A 15,910-nucleotide genomic window follows, 5' to 3' on the forward strand; every position below is an offset into this window, starting at 1 on the left:
GCGGACAGGGCGGGATTCGAACCCGCGGTGGCTGTTACACCACGCACGCTTTCCAAGCGTGTGCCTTAAACCGCTCGGCCACCTGTCCGGGAAGCGCGGTCGGCCGCTCTTATAGCGCGGCAGTTGGCCAGAGCAACGGACAAGGGGTGCGGGCAAGGGGCAACGGCATCTTCCCCCGGCCCCTCGTCTTGGCTAGGGTGCCGGCCGCCATTTGGGGGATCGATGGTGGTGTTTCGCGTATTGGGGTGGCTGCTGCTGGCCATGGCCGTGGCAGCGGTCGTGCATGATTGCCTCGCCTGGTGGACGGAAGGGACTTTCCACCTGTTGGGGCTGGGGGATCTCTGGTCGCATCTCGATATCCGTTCGCTGGGCGATGCCCAGAATGCGGTCCAGCGCCATCTGTCGGTTTCGCTGTGGAACTGGCTGGTGCGGCCGGTCCTGATGATCCCGGCTTTGCCCGCCTTCCTCGTGCTTGGCGTCGTCTTTCTGTGGCTGGGCGGGCGAGACGGTGAGGGCGCGGAAGGCGGCTTCGTCATCGGCTCCAGGCCACCCCGGCGCCGGCGCAGCCGCGGACTCTGAGCCACCGCCCGATCGGGCCTAACGGTTGTCCATCTTCAGCGCGGCGATGAAGGCCGACTGCGGGATCTCGACCTCGCCGATCTGTCGCATGCGCTTCTTGCCCTTCTTCTGCTTCTCCAAGAGCTTCTTCTTGCGGCTGATGTCGCCGCCGTAGCACTTGGCCAGCACGTCCTTGCGCATCGGGCTGATGGTCTCGCGCGCGACAACGCGGCCGCCGATCGCCGCCTGGATGGCGATCTTGAAGAGCTGGCGCGGGATCAGGTCCTTCAACCGCTCGCACAGCGCACGGCCGCGGCTCTCGGCGGCGTTCTTGTGCACGATCATCGACAGCGCATCGACCGGCTCGGCGTTCACCAGGATGGTGAGCTTCACCAGGTCGCTCTCCTCGTAGCCGTCCATCTCGTAGTCGAAGCTCGCATAGCCGCGCGTCATCGACTTCAGCCGGTCGTAGAAGTCGAACACGACCTCGTTCAGCGGCAGGCGGTAGATCGCCATGGCGCGCGTGCCGGCATAGGTGAGCTCGATCTGCTGGCCGCGGCGCTCCTGGCAAAGCGTCAGCACGGAGCCGAGATGCTCGTCGGGCGTGATGATCGTGGCCTTGATCCACGGCTCTTCCATCGACTCGATCTTCATCGGATCGGGATAGTCGGCCGGATTGTGCAGCTCCATCGACGTGCCGTCGGTCAGCTTCACCTTGTACACGACCGAGGGCGCCGTCGTGACGAGGTCGAGATTGAATTCGCGCTCCAGCCGCTCCTGCACGATCTCGAGATGGAGCAGGCCCAGAAAGCCGCAGCGGAAGCCGAAGCCAAGGGCCGCGCTGGTCTCGGCCTCGAAATGGAACGATGAGTCGTTGAGGCGGAGCTTGGCGAGCGACTCGCGCAGCACCTCGAACTCGGCAGCATCGGCGGGGAAGAGACCGCAGAACACCACCGGGACGCTGGGCTTGAAGCCCGCCAGCATCTCGGTCGCGGGCTTGCGGTCGTCGGTGATCGTGTCACCCACCTTGCAGTCGGCGATGGTCTTTATGCCGGCGATGATGAAGCCGATCTCGCCCGGACCCAGCTCGGCCACGTCAGTGGCCTTGGGCGCGAAGATGCCGACCTTGTCGAGGTCGTACGCCGCGGCGGCCGCCATCATGCGGATCTTCATGCCCCGGCGCAGCACGCCGTCCTGCACGCGCACCAGAGTGACGACACCGAGGTACGGGTCGTACCAGCTGTCGACCAGCAGGGCCTTCAGCGGAGCCTCGCGGCTGCCCTTCGGCGCCGGCAGGCGCTTCACCATGGCCTCGAGCAGGTCGTCGATGCCGAGGCCGGTCTTGGCCGAGACCATGACGGCTTCGGACGTGTCGATGCCGACCACGTCCTCGATCTCGGTGCATACGCGCTGCGGATCGGCCGAGGGCAGGTCGATCTTGTTCAGGACCGGAATGATCTCGTGGTTGGCGTCGATGGCGTGATAGGCGTTGGCCAGGGTCTGCGCCTCGACGCCTTGGCTTGCATCGACCACGAGCAGCGAGCCCTCGCAGGCGGCCAGCGAACGGCTGACCTCGTAGGCGAAGTCGACGTGGCCGGGCGTGTCCATCAGGTTCAGGACGTAGGCCTTGCCGTCCTTTGCCTTGTAGTTGAGGCGCACGGTCTGCGCCTTGATGGTGATGCCGCGCTCGCGCTCGATATCCATCGAATCGAGCATCTGGTCGTGGAACTCGCGTTCGCTCACCGCGCCACAGGCCATCAGCAGCCGGTCGGCCAGCGTGCTCTTGCCATGGTCGATATGGGCAATGATCGAGAAATTGCGGATCAACGACAGATCGGTCATTTCACTTGAACTCTACCCACGCAACACGGCGCCGGTTGCCTTTACGACAGCCGCGACGATCTTGGTCGACACCGCCTCGATCTCCGCGTCGGTCAGCGTGCGCTCGACCGGCTGCAGGGTGACGGCGATGGCGATGGATTTCTTACCCTCGGGCACGCCCTTGCCGGCGTAGAGGTCGAACACGCGCGCGCCCGCGATCAGCGCCTTGTCGGCGTTGCGCGCGGCCCGGGCGATCTTCTCAGCCTCGATCGCGGCATCGACCAGAAAGGCGAAGTCGCGCTCGACTGGCTGGAAGGCCGAGAGCACGAGCTTTGGCCGCGCCTTGGTGGCCTTGGCCTTGGGCGGCGGTGGGGCGTCGAGGAAGACCTCGAAGGCCGCGACCGGGCCCTTGAGGTCGGCAGCGGCGGTGATTTCCGGATGCAACTCGCCGAAATGCGCCATCACGCGGTCGCCGAGTTTGATCGCCCCTGAGCGGCCGGGGTGATACCAGTCCGGCGCGCCTGCTTGCGCCGACATGTTCTCGACCGGCGCGCCGATGCTGGCCAGCACGGCGAGCGCATCGGCCTTGGCGTCGAAGGCATCGACCGTTCGCGCGGGGCCGGCCCAGTTGCGCGGCACGGCCATGTTGTGCCGCAGCCCCGCGGCCACGGTGCGCTGCCCGGTGGGGCTCGCGTCCTTGTATTGCGGGCCGACCTCGAACAATGCCGGATCGGAAAGGCCGCGCGCCTCGTTGCGCGTCGCCGCCTCGATCAGGTTGGGCAGGATCGATGGCCGCATGGTGTCGAGCGTTGCATCGATCGAGTTCAGGAGCCTGAGGTCGGGTTGGCCGCCGCCGAAGCGTTCCGCCTTCTTGTAGGGCAGGAATGACCAGGTGACGGCCTCGTTCATGCCGCGCGCGCCCAGCGCCCGGCGGGCCTGTGGCACCCGGCGCTGGATCGGGTCGCGCACCGGCTTTGAGGTGGCCGACAGCCGCGGCAGCGAGGTCGTCGGGATCTTGTCGAAGCCCCAGACGCGGGTCACTTCTTCCACCAGGTCGGCCTCGCCCACGATGTCGGGGCGCCAGGAGGGGACGGCGGCCGTCCACGGGCCCTGGCCGTCGACCTTGAAGCCGAGCTTGCCCAGAATGGAAGCGGTATCCGCGCCCGGCACATCGATGCCGGTGAGAGTCTTCACGCGATCCGGGCGCAGCGTAAAACTCCGCTGCCAGTTCGGCATCACGCCGCTTCTGGTGATCTCGCTCGCTTCGCCGCCGCACAGCTCGAGGATCAGTCGGGTCGCCACCTCGGCGCCCCACAGGCAGGATTCGGGATCGATGCCGCGCTCGTTGCGGTAGCGCGCGTCGGAGAGAATGCCGAGCTTGCGGCCCGAGGCCGCGATGCCGATCGGCTGGAAGTATGCGGCCTCCAGAAACACCTCGGTGGTGTCGTCGCGTACGCCGGTATCCTCGCCGCCCATGATGCCGCCGACGCCGTGCACGCCCTTCGAATCGGCGATCACCGAGATCGTTGGGTCGAGCGTATAGGTCTTGCCGTCGAGCGCCAGGATCTGCTCGCCTTCGCGTGCCTGGCGCATGACGAGATCGCCCGCCAGCTTGCCGGCATCGAACACGTGCAGCGGCCGGTTGAGATCGAACGTCACCAGGTTGGTGATGTCGACCAGGGCCGAGATCGGCCGAAGCCCGATGGCCTTCAGCCGGCGCTGCAGCCAGTCGGGCGAGGGCCCGTTCTTGATGCCGCGGAAATGCCGGCCGACGACGATGGGGCAGGGACTGTCGGGCTTGGCTTCGTAACCATGCGTCCACTTGATCGGGCTGGCGTAACCGCCCTCGACAGCGTCAGCCTTCACGAGCTTCAGCGTGCCGAGGCCAGCGGCAGCGAGGTCGCGCGCGATCCCGTGCACGCCCAGGCAATCGCCGCGGTTGGGCGTCACCTTGATCTCGATCACGGCGTCGTCGAGGCCGAGCGCTTCCGCGGCCGGCTGCCCGATCACGGCTTCAGGGGCGAGGTCGATGATGCCGCTGTGGTCGTCGCCGAGTTGCAGCTCGCGCGAGGAACAGAGCATGCCGTTGCTCTCCTCGCCGCGGATCTTGCCGACCTTCAGGTGCAGGTCGGTGCCGGGGATATAGCTGCCCGGCGGCGCGAAGATGCCCTTCATGCCGGCCCGCGCGTTGGGCGCGCCGCACACGACCTGGACGATGGTGCCCGTGCCGGTGTCGACCTTGCAGACGCGCAGCCGGTCGGCGTTGGGATGCTGGATGGCTTCGACGACATAGCCGACCACGAAGCCTTTCAGGGCCTCGGCGGGATTGGTGATGCCCTCGACCTCGAGGCCGAGCATGGTCAGCGTGTCGCGCACCTCGGCGAGCGTCGCCTTGGTGTCGAGATGTTCCTTCAGCCAGGAGAGCGTGAATTTCATCGCACGGCCTCCAGGGCGGAGAAGCCGTAGTGACGCAGCCAGCGCAGGTCGGCGTCGAAGAACGAGCGTAGATCGGGGATGCCGTACTTCAGCATGGCGATGCGATCGATGCCCATGCCGAAGGCGAAGCCCTGGTAGACGGCGGGATCGAGCCCGCAGTTCCGGATCACATTGGGATGGACCATGCCGGAGCCCAGGATTTCCAGCCACGAATCGCCGGCGCCGATCTTGAGTTCGCCGTCCTTCCACGAACAGCCGATGTCGACCTCGGCCGACGGCTCGGTGAAGGGGAAGTAGGAGGGGCGGAAGCGCAGCGGCAGGTCGTCGACCTCGAAGAAGGCTCGGCAGAAATCGACCAGGCAGCCCTTGAGATGGCCCATGTGCGTCGTGCGGTCGATCACCAGCCCCTCGACCTGGTGGAACATTGGCGTGTGCGTGGCGTCGCTGTCGATGCGGAAGGTGCGGCCCGGCACGATGATGCGAAGAGAGCCGCCGGCGGCCAGCATCTTCTGCACATCCTTGCTCAGCATGGTGCGCGCCTGCACCGGCGAGGTGTGGGTGCGCAGCACGACGGGCGTGCCGTCGGCGCGCGGCGGCAGATAGAACGTGTCCTGCATCTGCCGAGCCGGATGGTCGGGCGGGATGTTGAGCGCGGTGAAGTTGTGCCAGTCGTCCTCGATGTCGGGACCGTCGGCCCAGGTGAAACCCATCTCGCCGAAGATGACGCCGAGTTCATCCATCACCTGGCCGATCGGGTGCAGCGTTCCTTCGCGGGCCGGCCGCGTCGGCAGGCTGACGTCGATCTTCTCCGCTGCCAGTCGTGCTTCCAGCGCCGAGGCGCCGAGCGTGCTCTTGCGCGCCTCGAGCGCGGCTTCGACCTCGCCCTTCAGCTCGTTGACCTTCGCACCAAACTCCTTGCGCTGCTCCGGCGCCATCGCGCCCAGCGTCTTCATCAGTCCGGTGACGCTGCCCTTCTTGCCGAGCACGGCCACGCGCGCCGCCTCGAGCGCCGTCAGATCGGCGGCGGCCGACACGGCCTCAAGCGCCTCGCTGCGTATGGTCGAAAGATCACTCATCCGTCGCTCTCTCCGAACCGAACGCGAAAAAGGGAGCCTGCGGTCCAGGCTCCCTCTTTGCTGTCTCTGCCCGTTGCGCCGTTGTACGGCGCCGCGAACTTACTTGAGGGCGGCCTGGGCCTGATCGACCAAGGCCTTGAACGCCGCCGGCTCCCGCACGGCGAGATCGGCCATGACCTTGCGGTCGACCTCGATCCCGGCCTTGAGGATGCCGTTCATGAACTGCGAGTAGGTGAGGCCATGCTCACGGGTCGCGGCGTTGATGCGCTGGATCCAGAGACCCCGGAACGCACGCTTCTTGTTGCGGCGATCACGGTAGGCATATTGCAGGCCCTTTTCGACCTTCTCGATGCCGACGCGGAACGCCGCCTTGGCGCGGCCGCGATAGCCCTTGGCGAGCTTGAGAACCTTCTTGTGACGAGCGTGTGCAGTCACGCCCCGCTTGACGCGTGACATGGTCTACCTCTCGTACGGAAAGAAGTTGCGCTTGATGATCCGCGTGTCCGGCTCGGACACGATGGCCATCCCGGTCGCCTGGCGGAGGAAGCGGTTACCCCGCTTGCTCATGCCGTGCCGCTTGCCGGCCACGCCATGCTTGATCTTGCCCGAGGCGGTGAAGCGAAAACGCTTCTTGGCCCCGCTCTTGGTCTTCATCTTGGGCATTTTTGTTCCTTTTCAAAGGGTTAGCGCCTGAGCGCAGGTCCCGACCCTCTCGTGAAAGGGGGTCGAAAAGTCCTTACAAAGCAGCCGAGGCAATGCCCTTATTGGCCAGGCCGCTCGAAGGAACGGGGCTTATAGCGGCGGGGGTTCGCCCATGCAAGCACGGGCGGATGTGCCAAAGTCAGTCTTTGCAGGGGGATTTTGCCATGAAACTGGCCGGGAAAGTGGCGCTCGTGACCGGCGCCCAGCAGGGCATCGGGGCCGCCATAGCGGCGGCGCTGGCCGGCGAGGGGGCCGACGTGGCCCTTACCTGGCTCGACGACCGGGCCGGCGCCGAGGCCGTGGCGGCCAGGGTGCGGGCGGCCGGGTGCCGTGCCCACCTGGTCAAGGTCGACGTCGCCCGGCTCGCCGAGGTCGAGGCCATGGTGGCCGAGACCGTCCGCCAGCTCGGGGCGCCCGATATCCTGGTCAACAATGCCGGCGTCTATCCGCGGGTGCCGCTCTTGGAGATGCGCGAGAGCGACTGGGACCTAGTCCTCGACGTCAACCTGAAGGCTGGCTGCTTTGCAACCATTGCGATGGCCAAAGCGTTGATTGCGTCAGGCAAGCAGGGCGGTTCGGTGATCAATCTTTCCTCGTCGGCCATCCGGGGCGCCGTGCGCGGCGTCCACTACAGCGCCAGCAAGGGTGGCGTGGTGTCGATGACCCGGGCGTTGGCGCTCGAACTCGCGCCGCGCGGAATCCGCGTCAATGCCATTGCACCCGGCCTCACCGACACCGCGCAGCCGCGCTACGGCAACAGCGACGACGAACTCGTCGAAATGGCTCGAACCACCATTCCGCTCGGCGGCCGCCTGCTCACGCCGGAGCAGATCGCGCGTACCGCCGTGTTCCTCGCTTCCGACGAATCCAACGCCACGACGGGCCAGGTGCTGCACGTCAACGGCGGCTCATACATGCCGTGAATCGCATGCTAGTCGCCACACGGCGCCTGCTTCTTGCGTGTCTCGACGAAGGCCACGAGACAGGGACCGAACTTGCGCGCGAAGCCAGACTCGCTGCCGGCGCCGTGGCCCTTGAAGCCGTCGGGATCGTCGATCACCAGACCGGTGACGCCGGAGGCGGCGAACGCGGCCTTGGCATCGGCCATGCGGCCGCCGACGTCGTAGGTATCGTCGGCGAAATTCACCACCACGATGGCGGGACCCGGCTTCAGGCCCTTGATCACCTGTTGCCATTCCGAGCGTGCCCGTGTGGTGTCGCGCATCTTGTCGACGGTGCCGTGGTGGGCCGCCGCGATCGAGATCACGCCGTCGACCTTGGCGCCGCGCATGGCGGCCGCCAGCGACACCCAGGCGCCGGCCGACTGGCCGGCCAGCACGACCCGGCGATAGCCCAGTTCGCGGGCTTTGCCGACCGCGGTTGCCAGGGCCGTGGCGTCGCTCGCCCAGTCGGAAATCCACTCGCGGTCGAAACGATAGAGGTCGTAGCCCAGGCGGGTGAAGCGCCCGACCCAGGATTGCGGCGCGCTGTCGGTGGCGTTCTTGCCCGCCATGTAGCCGTGGCTCCAGACGATCAGGCCGGTGGCGAGCTGCGGGCCGCGCATCGACCAGTAGGGTTGCGGCCGCAGACGACCGATATCCGGGGCGTCGGCGGCGCGTGCCGGCACCAGTTGCCGCCAGTCCTGGCCCGTGACGGTGTAATTGTTGACGACGTGCAGGGTGCAGGTTTGCGGCCCGCGGTCTTCGCAGCGCTTCATTGCCGAGGCGATGGCACTGGCAGGATTGGGACCGCTGACGCCGGCCTGCCAGTTCGCCTTGCCGTCCGCACCGACCACGAAGGCGCGGTGCGGCGCGAAGTTCTGGAAATCGTTGAAGAGGCGGGCAGCCTCCGCATTGAGCGGCTGGGGGGTGGGCTGTGTGGCCAGCTGGGCTTCGGCCGTCGCGATCGACGCTGCGAGGACGAGCGTCGCTATCAACCATCTCATGCGGGCATCTCCGGAGACCGAGGCTACCATTGCCGGATGTGGAAGGCCGCAAGGATCGTCGTGGCGGCCGTGGTCGTGGGCTTGGCCGCCGCCGCGCCGCCGGCGGCGGCGCAAACGGCTTCAATCGTGCCCAGCCCGCCCAAGTCCAGCTCCGAGCGCGTGCGCGACAACCCATCCAGCCAGTACGTGCTGATCAAGACGGTGGTCGGCCAGTCGATCGGCATCATCCATGCGCGGGCGCTGCCGGTCGAGCCCGAGGGCTACAATCTGCTGAAATACTGTTGGGCCGTGGCCAACGTGCTCGGCGACTGGTCGGAGCATGCAGGCCTCACCGGCGCCATGGTCACCCGGGCGCTGGAAACCCATTCCTGGGCGCGTGATCTGGTGCGCGCTGGCTATCCCGCGGCGACGGTCGGCGAGGTGATCGGCCACTACGAGGCGGCGTTGATTGCCGCGGGCTTCACCGACGCGGCGCGCGAGCGCGCCCTCGACGCCATGACTGGCAGCCTCGAGGAAATTCGCCGTGCCGCCACGGGCGCGGCCAGGATCTTCAAGGCCAACCGTTGCGGCCTGGAAATCCGATCGACGGCGCTCAACCACAAGACGGCCCCCGAAGGTGGCCGTGTGCGATTCATTCCTTACGTGCTGCACCAGATTTGCCGCGCCCAGCAGCTCGACGCCGACGACCCCGTGCGCTGCGACTATTGGATGAACGCCAGGGCGGACGGTCCGATGTTGTTCCCGGGCGAGATGGTCTACAGCGTGCGCTGGCCGGACGGTGCGGTGGCTGGCGGCCAGTTCGACCCGGACGCCTCGCGCGACGTCGGAAGCGTGACGTTGCGCGCGCGGTCCCTGAAGAAATAGGCGGCAGTTCTGGCGCCTACTTGGGCGCCAGTACCATGATCATCTGCCGGCCTTCCATGCGCGGCATCGATTCGATCTTGGTCAGGGGGTCCATCTCGCCACGCACGCGGTTGAGGACCTGTAGTCCGAGCTCGGAGTGAACCATCTCGCGGCCACGGAAACGCAGGGTGACCTTCACCTTGTCGCCTTCCTCGATGAACCGCTTCATGGCGCGCATCTTCACTTCGTAGTCATGCTCGTCGATGTTCGGGCGCATCTTGATCTCCTTGACCTCGATGACCTTCTGGTGCTTGCGCGCCTCGTGAGCCTTCTTCTGCGCTTCGTACTTGTACTTGCCGTAGTCGGAAATCTTGGCGACCGGCGGAACCGCGTTGGGCGAGATCTCGATCAGGTCGAGACTGGCTTCCTCGGCCATCTCGATGGCCTCGCGGGTGCTGACGACGCCGACCATCTCGCCGTTCTCGTCGATCAGTCGGACTTGCGGCGACTTGATTTCGCCGTTAACGCGCGGACCCTCGCGGGTGGGCGCGCTCTGTTGAGCAGGTCTGGCTATGGCTTTCTCTCCTTCGTTGAAGCCCCCCTTCTTGCGATACGGACGGGGCGGGATGCGAAACCGCGGCCGCCCTAGAAGGGCGGCCGGGCCTCATTTGAAAGTGTAGTGACGGCGGCCCCGAGTTCAAGGACCTCCTGCTTCTCCGAGCCGAGGCGCCGGATGGCGATCGTGCGGGCTTCCATGTCGCGCCGGCCGACCGCGATGATCAGCGGCACGTGCGCCAGCGAATGCTCGCGGACCTTGTAGTTGATCTTCTCGTTGCTGAGGTCGGTGTCGACCCGCATGCCGGCGGCGCGGAGCGCGTCGGCGACTTCGTTGGCATAGCCGTCGGCGTCGTTCACGACCGTGGCCACAACCGCCTGCGTCGGCGCCAGCCACAGTGGGAAGCGACCGGCATAGTTCTCGATCAGGATGCCGATCATGCGTTCGAAGCTGCCGAAGATGGCGCGATGCAGCATGACAGGCCGCTTGCGCGATCCGTCCTCGGCTACGTAGTGCGCATCCAGCCGCTCGGGCAGGACGAAATCGACCTGAAGCGTGCCGCACTGCCAGTCGCGGCCGATGGCGTCGCGCAGCACGAACTCGAGCTTGGGCCCGTAGAACGCGCCCTCACCGGGATTGAGGATGAGGTCGAGTCCCGCGGCCTTGGACGCCGACTTCAGCGCCTCCTCGGCCTGGTCCCACACCGCATCGGTGCCGGCGCGCACCGGCGGACGGTCGGAGAACTTCACGAAATAGTCCGTAAAGCCCAGGTCGCGATAGACCTCGTCCAGGAGCTTGCAGAAGCGGATCGTCTCGCTCTCGATCTGTTCCTCGGTGCAGAAGATATGGGCGTCGTCCTGCGTGAAGTTGCGCACGCGCAGGATGCCGTGCAGCGCGCCCGACGGTTCGAAGCGGTGGCACGAGCCCATCTCGGCCATGCGCAGCGGCAGCTCGCGGTAACTCCTGAGGCCCACGTTGAAGATCTCGACGTGGCACGGGCAGTTCATCGGCTTCAGCGCGAAGATGCGCTGCGCCGGATCGGCCATGTAGTCGCGCAGGCCATCCTCGTTCTCGCTGAGATACATGTTCTCGCGGAACTTCTCCCAGTGACCCGATTCTTCCCACAGCTTGCGGTCGACGAGCTGCGGCGTCTTCACCTCGACATAGCCGCCGGCCTCGAGCTTGCGTCGCAGGTAGCCCTCGAGCGTGCGCCAGAACGTCCAGCCCTTGGGATGCCAGAACACCATGCCGGCCGCTTCTTCCTGCTGGTGGAAGAGGCCCATCTCGCGGCCGATCTTGCGATGGTCGCGCTTCTCGGCCTCCTCGATGCGGTGCAGGTGTTCCTTCAGATCCTGGGTCGTGAAGAAGACCGTGCCGTAGACGCGCTGGAGCTGGGCGTTGTTCCTGTCGCCGCGCCAGTAGGCGCCCGACACCTTCGTGAGCTTGAACGCCTTGCCGAGCTTGCCCGTCGAGGGCAGGTGCGGGCCGAGGCACATGTCGAGCCAGTCGCCCTGCTTGTAGACCGAGATCACCTCGTCCTTGGGCAGTTCGTCGGCCCATTGGGCCTTGAAGCTCTCCCCGTGCTTCTGGAAGTGTTCCTTGATCCTGGCGCGGTCCCACACCTCGCGCACGATCGGCAGGTTGCGGTCGACGATCTCGGCCATCCGCTGCTCGATCCTGGCGAAGTCCTCCGGAGAGAACGGCTGCTCGCGTACGAAGTCGTAGTAGAAGCCATCCTCGGTCGCCGGGCCGAACGTGATCTGCGTGCCGGGGTAGAGTTCCTGGACGGCCTGGGCCAGCACGTGCGCCGCGTCGTGGCGCAGCAGCTCCAGCGCCGCGGGGTCCTTCGACGTCACGATGCCGATCTTGGCGTCGTGGTCGACGACATGGGCAAGGTCGACCATCTTGCCATCGACGCGCAGAGCCAAAGCTGCCTTGGCGAGGCCGGGACCGATCGAGGCGGCGATCTCCGTGCCGCTCACCGGTTTGTCGAATTTCCGGATCGAGCCATCCGGCAGGGAAATATTGATCATGGCAACCACCGCTTGGGAGTCCGAACGCGCTTCATCGCCCGACGCGGAGCGTCGGTCGTAAACGGCCGGGAAGCGGCACAAACGCGCGCGCCCGGCCGAATCAAGTTCGGTCGGTGGTCGGGAAAGCCAGGAAGCTGGAAAACAGCCGGTCCATGCGCCCGGAGATAGTTGCGCGGTGGCCTAGAGTCAAGTTCGGCTGGCTGAACGGGCCGGACCAGACTTTGGCGTCATGACGCCTTGGAGCCGGCGGACAGGCGTTCGTAGAGCTGCAGCAGCCGGCTGTTGGACTGCGCCAGGCTATAGCGGCCACGGACATGTTCCTGGGCGGCGCGGGCGAGTTCGGCGCGCCGCTCGGTCGATAGCGACAGGGCGCTCCGCAAGGCCTCGGCCAGCGCCGAGGCATCGCCCGCCGGCGCCAGCCATCCGGTGACGCCGGGGCGCACGGTCTCGGCGGCGCCGCCGCCATCCTCCGCCACCACCGGCCGGCCCATCGCCTGGGCCTCGACCAGGGTGCGGCTGAAGCCCTGCCGGCTGCCGCCCGTCGCCACCACCACGTCGGCCAGCATGTAGGCTGCCGGCATGTCGTCGACGTAGGGTCCGATCTGAATGCGGCCGTGCAGCTCGGCGGCCTCGATCGCGCGCTCGAGTTCGCGTTCGAACGGTGTCGGCGGGCCGACCGAGCCCAGCAGCAGGCAGAACACGTCGTCGCGGCCCAGCCGCTTCAGCGCCTCGATCAGGATCTTCTGGCCGTTGTCCTCGCCGAAGCGTGCGGGACAGAGCACGAGATGGCTGCCGTCGGGCACGCGCAGCTCGCCGGCGAGGCGGATCAGCCGGTCGGCGCGCACGATCGCCGGATCGAAACGGTCGAAATTGATGCCGGGCGGAATGGTCTCGAGGCGGTCGGTGAGCGTGGGAAAGCGCTGCAGCGCGTCGCGCGCAACGTGATCGGACACCGCGATCACGGCATCGGCGCGCACCTGGCGCCGCTCGAGAAAGCGTCCCATCAAATCCGCGGCGATGAACGGCCGGTGGAGCGTGGCGATCCATTTGATCTCGAGCCGTCGCGCCAGCGCGCGGGCGATCCAGCCGGTGGCCGGGGAACGGGCCTGTACGACATCGACCCGGGCATCGCGCAGCGAACTCGCGAGCTTGGCCGGCAGGGTAAGTCGTCCCCACAGCCGCTGCCGGCCGAGGGGCAGTTCGATGTGCGTCGCGCGCAGCCGCAGCAGGTCGGGCACCAGGGCACCGCCAGGCGAGGCGACGAGCGCCGAACCGCCTGCGGCGACCACGGCCTGCGCCGCGTCGAGCGTGGCGCGGGCGAGGCCGCCACCAGCGAGGGTGGGCACGATCTGCAGGAGCGTGGGCGCGGACACGGCGTCTGATTTTTCGTATGAGTGGAAAGGAAAGAGCAGGTAACACGGGAGCGCCAACGTGGGTAGAGTCGAGCGGCTTCAGCGCCCCGACGGCAACACCGTCGCCTATGCAAAAACCGACGGCCGCACGCCCGCGTTGGTGTTCCTGGGCGGCTTCCGATCCGACATGACCGGCACCAAGGCGATGGCGCTCGAAGCCTGGGCCGAAAAGACCGGTCGTGCCTTCCTGCGCTTCGACTATCTCGGTCACGGCCAGTCCTCGGGCCGTTTCGAGGATGGCACGATCGGCCGCTGGCTCGATGACTCGTTGGCCGCGATCGATCAGCTCACCACCGGCAAGCTGGTCCTGGTGGGCTCGAGCATGGGCGGCTGGTTGTCGCTCCTGGTGGCTCGCCACAGGCCGGATCGTCTGGCCGGGCTGGTGCTGATCGCGGCTGCGCCCGATTTCACCGAGCGCATGCTGCTGAAGGGACTCTCGGCCGAGGACCGTATCGCCCTCGAGCGCGATGGCCGGCTGGAGCGGCCGTCGCAATATTCGCCCGAGCCTTCGGTCTTCACCTGGAAGCTGATCGAGGAGGGACGCAACCATCTCCTGCTCGACAGCAAACTCGCGCTGCCCTGTGCCGTGCGGTTGCTGCACGGCCAGAGCGATCCGGACGTGCCATGGGAATATTCGCTGCAGATCGCGGCGCACCTCGAGGCGCCCGAGGTCATCACGACGCTGATCAAGGGGGGCGATCACCGCCTCAGCACGCCGGCCGACATCGCCCGCCTGATCGCCATCGTGGAAGAGCTGGCGCGCTAGCCCAATTCGGCGATCGCGCGCAGGCCTTCGCGATAGGTCGGGTAGCGCAACACGACGCCCAACTCGCGCTTGAGGCGGTCGTTCCTGACACGCCGGTTCTCGCCATAGAAGGAGCGCGCCATCGCGGTCATCGTGGGTGCCGCTTCCTCCCACGGGATCGCCGGCGGCACCGGCCGGCCCAGCAATGTGAAGGCGAAGCCCACGACTTCACTGTTCGGCGCCGGAAGGTCGTCGGCCACGTTGTAGAGGCCGCCGGGATGTGGCTCGGTCATCGCCTTCAGCACGGTGCCGGCGATGTCGGCGACGTGGACGCGCGAGAAGAATTGGCCAGGCTTGTCGATGCGCCGCGCGGTGCCGGCCTTCACCTGGTCGATCGTGCTGCGGCCGGGACCGTAGATGCCGGGCAGCCGGAAGATGTCGAGGCGGGCACCGGCCTCGAGCGCCATCGCCTGCCAGCCGCGCTCGGCGGCCAGGCGCTCAATGCTGCGCGGCTGCCCGGGGGTGGGCGGCGTGTCCTCGTCGACCCAGCCGCCGCCGTGGTCGCCATAGACGCCGGTGGTCGACAGATAGCCGAGCCACCGCGTCTGGCCCAGCAGCGACGCGCAGGTCCTGAGTGCTGGATCGCCGGTCGGGCCCGGTGCAATGGTGCAGAGAACATGCGAGGCGCCGTCCATAGCCTGGGCAGGCAACGGCGCCGTGCCGTCGAACAGATGGGTTTCGATGCCCATGGCGCGCAGTCGTTCGGCTTTGTCGGCGCCAGTGCAGGTGCCGGCCACGGTCCAGCCGCTGGCCTTCGCAAGCTGGGCGATTTCAAGGCCGCTATAGCCCAGGCCGAAAATGAAAAGGCGTTTGGTCATCTTGTCAGGATCGCTCCGGCGCGCTTCTTTTCAAGGATGTTGTTTCGCGCTCCCGTACTTGCGGTGCTGCTCGGTCTGGTCCTCGCCTCCTCTGTGGCCGCCCAGGGCCTGAGCGCGTTCGAGAGCACGCCCGATCATCTGTTGCGCTACACCGAGTGCATGAAACTGGCGCGCAAAGAGCCGCTCAAAGCGCTCCCGGCGGCCGAGAAATGGAACGCCGAGGGCGGTGGCCTGGGTGCCCGCCACTGTGTTGCCGTGGCGATGTTCCAGGCCGGCAAGTACCTCCAGGCGGCGGCGCAATTCGAATCGATCGCCCGTGACATGGGCCTGGACCGCCCTGGCCTCAGGGCTGAACTTTGGGCCCAGGCCGGCCAGGCCTGGATCGAAGGCGGACAGGCCGACAAGGCGTCGCAGGCGCAAACCCGGGCGATCGAGCTCAAGGGCAACGACCCCGACCTGTGGATCGATCGTGGCCTCAGCAACGCCGCCATGCTCGCCTGGCCGCGGGCCATTTCCGATTTCGATCAGGCGCTTCGCCTGCGGCCGGACGACGTCGAGATCCTGGTGCTGCGCGCCGCCGCCTGGCGCAACGCCCGCAATACGAGCCAGGCTCTGGCCGACGCCGGGCGGGCGCTCCGGATCGCGCCCGACCATACCGAGGCCCTGCTCGAGCGCGGCTTTGCCAACCTGGCAGGAGGCGACCGGGCCCGGGCCAACGACGACTTCAACCGGGTGCTGCGCATCGTGCCTCCCGGCTCCGACAGCGCGCGACGGGCCGAGGCGGGGTTGCGCGGCGAACGACCGGCCGCCACCCTTGCCCCCGCCGGTCCGGGTACGGCTCCCGCCGCGCCAAACGCCGCGCCCAAAGCCTCCGGGAAGCGGTAGTATGCGGGGAACGACTGAGG

Annotated in this window: 15 protein-coding genes and 1 tRNA gene; 5 read left to right on the plus strand and 11 right to left on the minus strand. The window is 67.1% G+C overall.

What is annotated here, in order from left to right:
• Position 1: 1 nt before the first annotated feature.
• Positions 2 to 88, minus strand: a tRNA-Ser gene (locus EPO55_RS05215).
• A 134-nt stretch (positions 89 to 222) separates the two neighbouring features.
• Between EPO55_RS05215 and EPO55_RS05220 the strand changes: the two genes are divergently transcribed.
• Positions 223 to 579: a hypothetical protein gene (locus tag EPO55_RS05220; RefSeq protein ID WP_296335417.1), complete on the plus strand. Its 357-nt coding sequence runs from the start codon at positions 223 to 225 to the stop codon at positions 577 to 579.
• Between the two features lie 18 nt (positions 580 to 597).
• Here EPO55_RS05220 and lepA read toward each other — a convergent pair whose 3' ends face one another.
• From lepA to rpmI, 5 genes are all read right to left on the minus strand, one after another.
• Positions 598 to 2,400, minus strand: coding sequence for a translation elongation factor 4 (gene lepA / locus EPO55_RS05225; protein ID WP_296335418.1), 1,803 nt, complete (start codon positions 2,398 to 2,400; stop codon positions 598 to 600).
• Positions 2,401 to 2,412: 12 nt separating this feature from the next.
• Positions 2,413 to 4,815 (minus strand): phenylalanine--tRNA ligase subunit beta, encoded by a 2,403-nt coding sequence (pheT, locus tag EPO55_RS05230; protein WP_296335419.1) that lies wholly within the window; start codon positions 4,813 to 4,815, stop codon positions 2,413 to 2,415.
• Positions 4,812 to 5,891 carry a phenylalanine--tRNA ligase subunit alpha gene (gene pheS, locus EPO55_RS05235; RefSeq protein ID WP_296335421.1) on the minus strand — a complete coding sequence of 360 codons (1,080 nt, stop codon included), beginning with the start codon at positions 5,889 to 5,891 and terminating at the stop codon, positions 4,812 to 4,814. The genes pheT and pheS overlap by 4 nt, the downstream gene beginning before the upstream one ends.
• A gap of 99 nt (positions 5,892 to 5,990) precedes the next feature.
• Entirely contained in the window at positions 5,991 to 6,347 is a 357-nt protein-coding gene (rplT, locus tag EPO55_RS05240; RefSeq protein WP_296335422.1) for a 50S ribosomal protein L20, read from the minus strand.
• Positions 6,348 to 6,350: 3 nt separating this feature from the next.
• On the minus strand, positions 6,351 to 6,554 hold the full coding sequence (rpmI, locus tag EPO55_RS05245; RefSeq protein WP_296335423.1) for a 50S ribosomal protein L35: 204 nt from the start codon (positions 6,552 to 6,554) through the stop codon (positions 6,351 to 6,353).
• 203 nt (positions 6,555 to 6,757) lie between these two features.
• Here rpmI and EPO55_RS05250 point away from each other — a divergent pair, with 203 nt between their 5' ends.
• Entirely contained in the window at positions 6,758 to 7,516 is a 759-nt protein-coding gene (locus EPO55_RS05250; protein WP_296335424.1) for an SDR family NAD(P)-dependent oxidoreductase, read from the plus strand.
• 8 nt (positions 7,517 to 7,524) lie between these two features.
• Here the strand turns inward: EPO55_RS05250 and EPO55_RS05255 are convergent, their stop codons facing one another.
• Complete coding sequence (locus tag EPO55_RS05255; protein WP_296335425.1) at positions 7,525 to 8,538, minus strand: hypothetical protein; 1,014 nt, start codon at positions 8,536 to 8,538, stop codon at positions 7,525 to 7,527.
• Positions 8,539 to 8,574: 36 nt separating this feature from the next.
• On the opposite strand from EPO55_RS05255, the gene EPO55_RS05260 reads away from it, so the two are divergent.
• On the plus strand, positions 8,575 to 9,402 hold the full coding sequence (locus tag EPO55_RS05260; protein ID WP_296335426.1) for a hypothetical protein: 828 nt from the start codon (positions 8,575 to 8,577) through the stop codon (positions 9,400 to 9,402).
• A gap of 16 nt (positions 9,403 to 9,418) precedes the next feature.
• On the opposite strand, the gene infC is transcribed toward EPO55_RS05260, so the two are convergent.
• The 3 genes from infC to EPO55_RS05275 all read right to left on the minus strand — a co-directional run bounded on the left by infC (position 9,419) and on the right by EPO55_RS05275 (position 13,343).
• Positions 9,419 to 9,955: a translation initiation factor IF-3 gene (gene infC, locus EPO55_RS05265; protein WP_296335508.1), complete on the minus strand. Its 537-nt coding sequence runs from the start codon at positions 9,953 to 9,955 to the stop codon at positions 9,419 to 9,421.
• A gap of 71 nt (positions 9,956 to 10,026) precedes the next feature.
• On the minus strand, positions 10,027 to 11,970 hold the full coding sequence (thrS, locus tag EPO55_RS05270; protein ID WP_296335427.1) for a threonine--tRNA ligase: 1,944 nt from the start codon (positions 11,968 to 11,970) through the stop codon (positions 10,027 to 10,029).
• 227 nt (positions 11,971 to 12,197) lie between these two features.
• Complete coding sequence (locus EPO55_RS05275; RefSeq protein ID WP_296335428.1) at positions 12,198 to 13,343, minus strand: glycosyltransferase; 1,146 nt, start codon at positions 13,341 to 13,343, stop codon at positions 12,198 to 12,200.
• Between the two features lie 58 nt (positions 13,344 to 13,401).
• Between EPO55_RS05275 and EPO55_RS05280 the strand changes: the two genes are divergently transcribed.
• Positions 13,402 to 14,148, plus strand: coding sequence for an alpha/beta hydrolase (locus tag EPO55_RS05280; RefSeq protein WP_296335429.1), 747 nt, complete (start codon positions 13,402 to 13,404; stop codon positions 14,146 to 14,148).
• On the opposite strand, the gene EPO55_RS05285 is transcribed toward EPO55_RS05280, so the two are convergent.
• On the minus strand, positions 14,145 to 15,005 hold the full coding sequence (locus tag EPO55_RS05285; RefSeq protein ID WP_296335430.1) for an SDR family oxidoreductase: 861 nt from the start codon (positions 15,003 to 15,005) through the stop codon (positions 14,145 to 14,147). The genes EPO55_RS05280 and EPO55_RS05285 overlap by 4 nt on opposite strands.
• A 36-nt stretch (positions 15,006 to 15,041) precedes the next feature.
• Between EPO55_RS05285 and EPO55_RS05290 the strand changes: the two genes are divergently transcribed.
• Complete coding sequence (locus EPO55_RS05290; RefSeq protein WP_296335431.1) at positions 15,042 to 15,890, plus strand: tetratricopeptide repeat protein; 849 nt, start codon at positions 15,042 to 15,044, stop codon at positions 15,888 to 15,890.
• Positions 15,891 to 15,910: the final 20 nt, after the last annotated feature.

This window comes from Reyranella sp. (assembly GCF_004296935.1).
Classification (GTDB): Bacteria; Pseudomonadota; Alphaproteobacteria; order Reyranellales; family Reyranellaceae; genus Reyranella.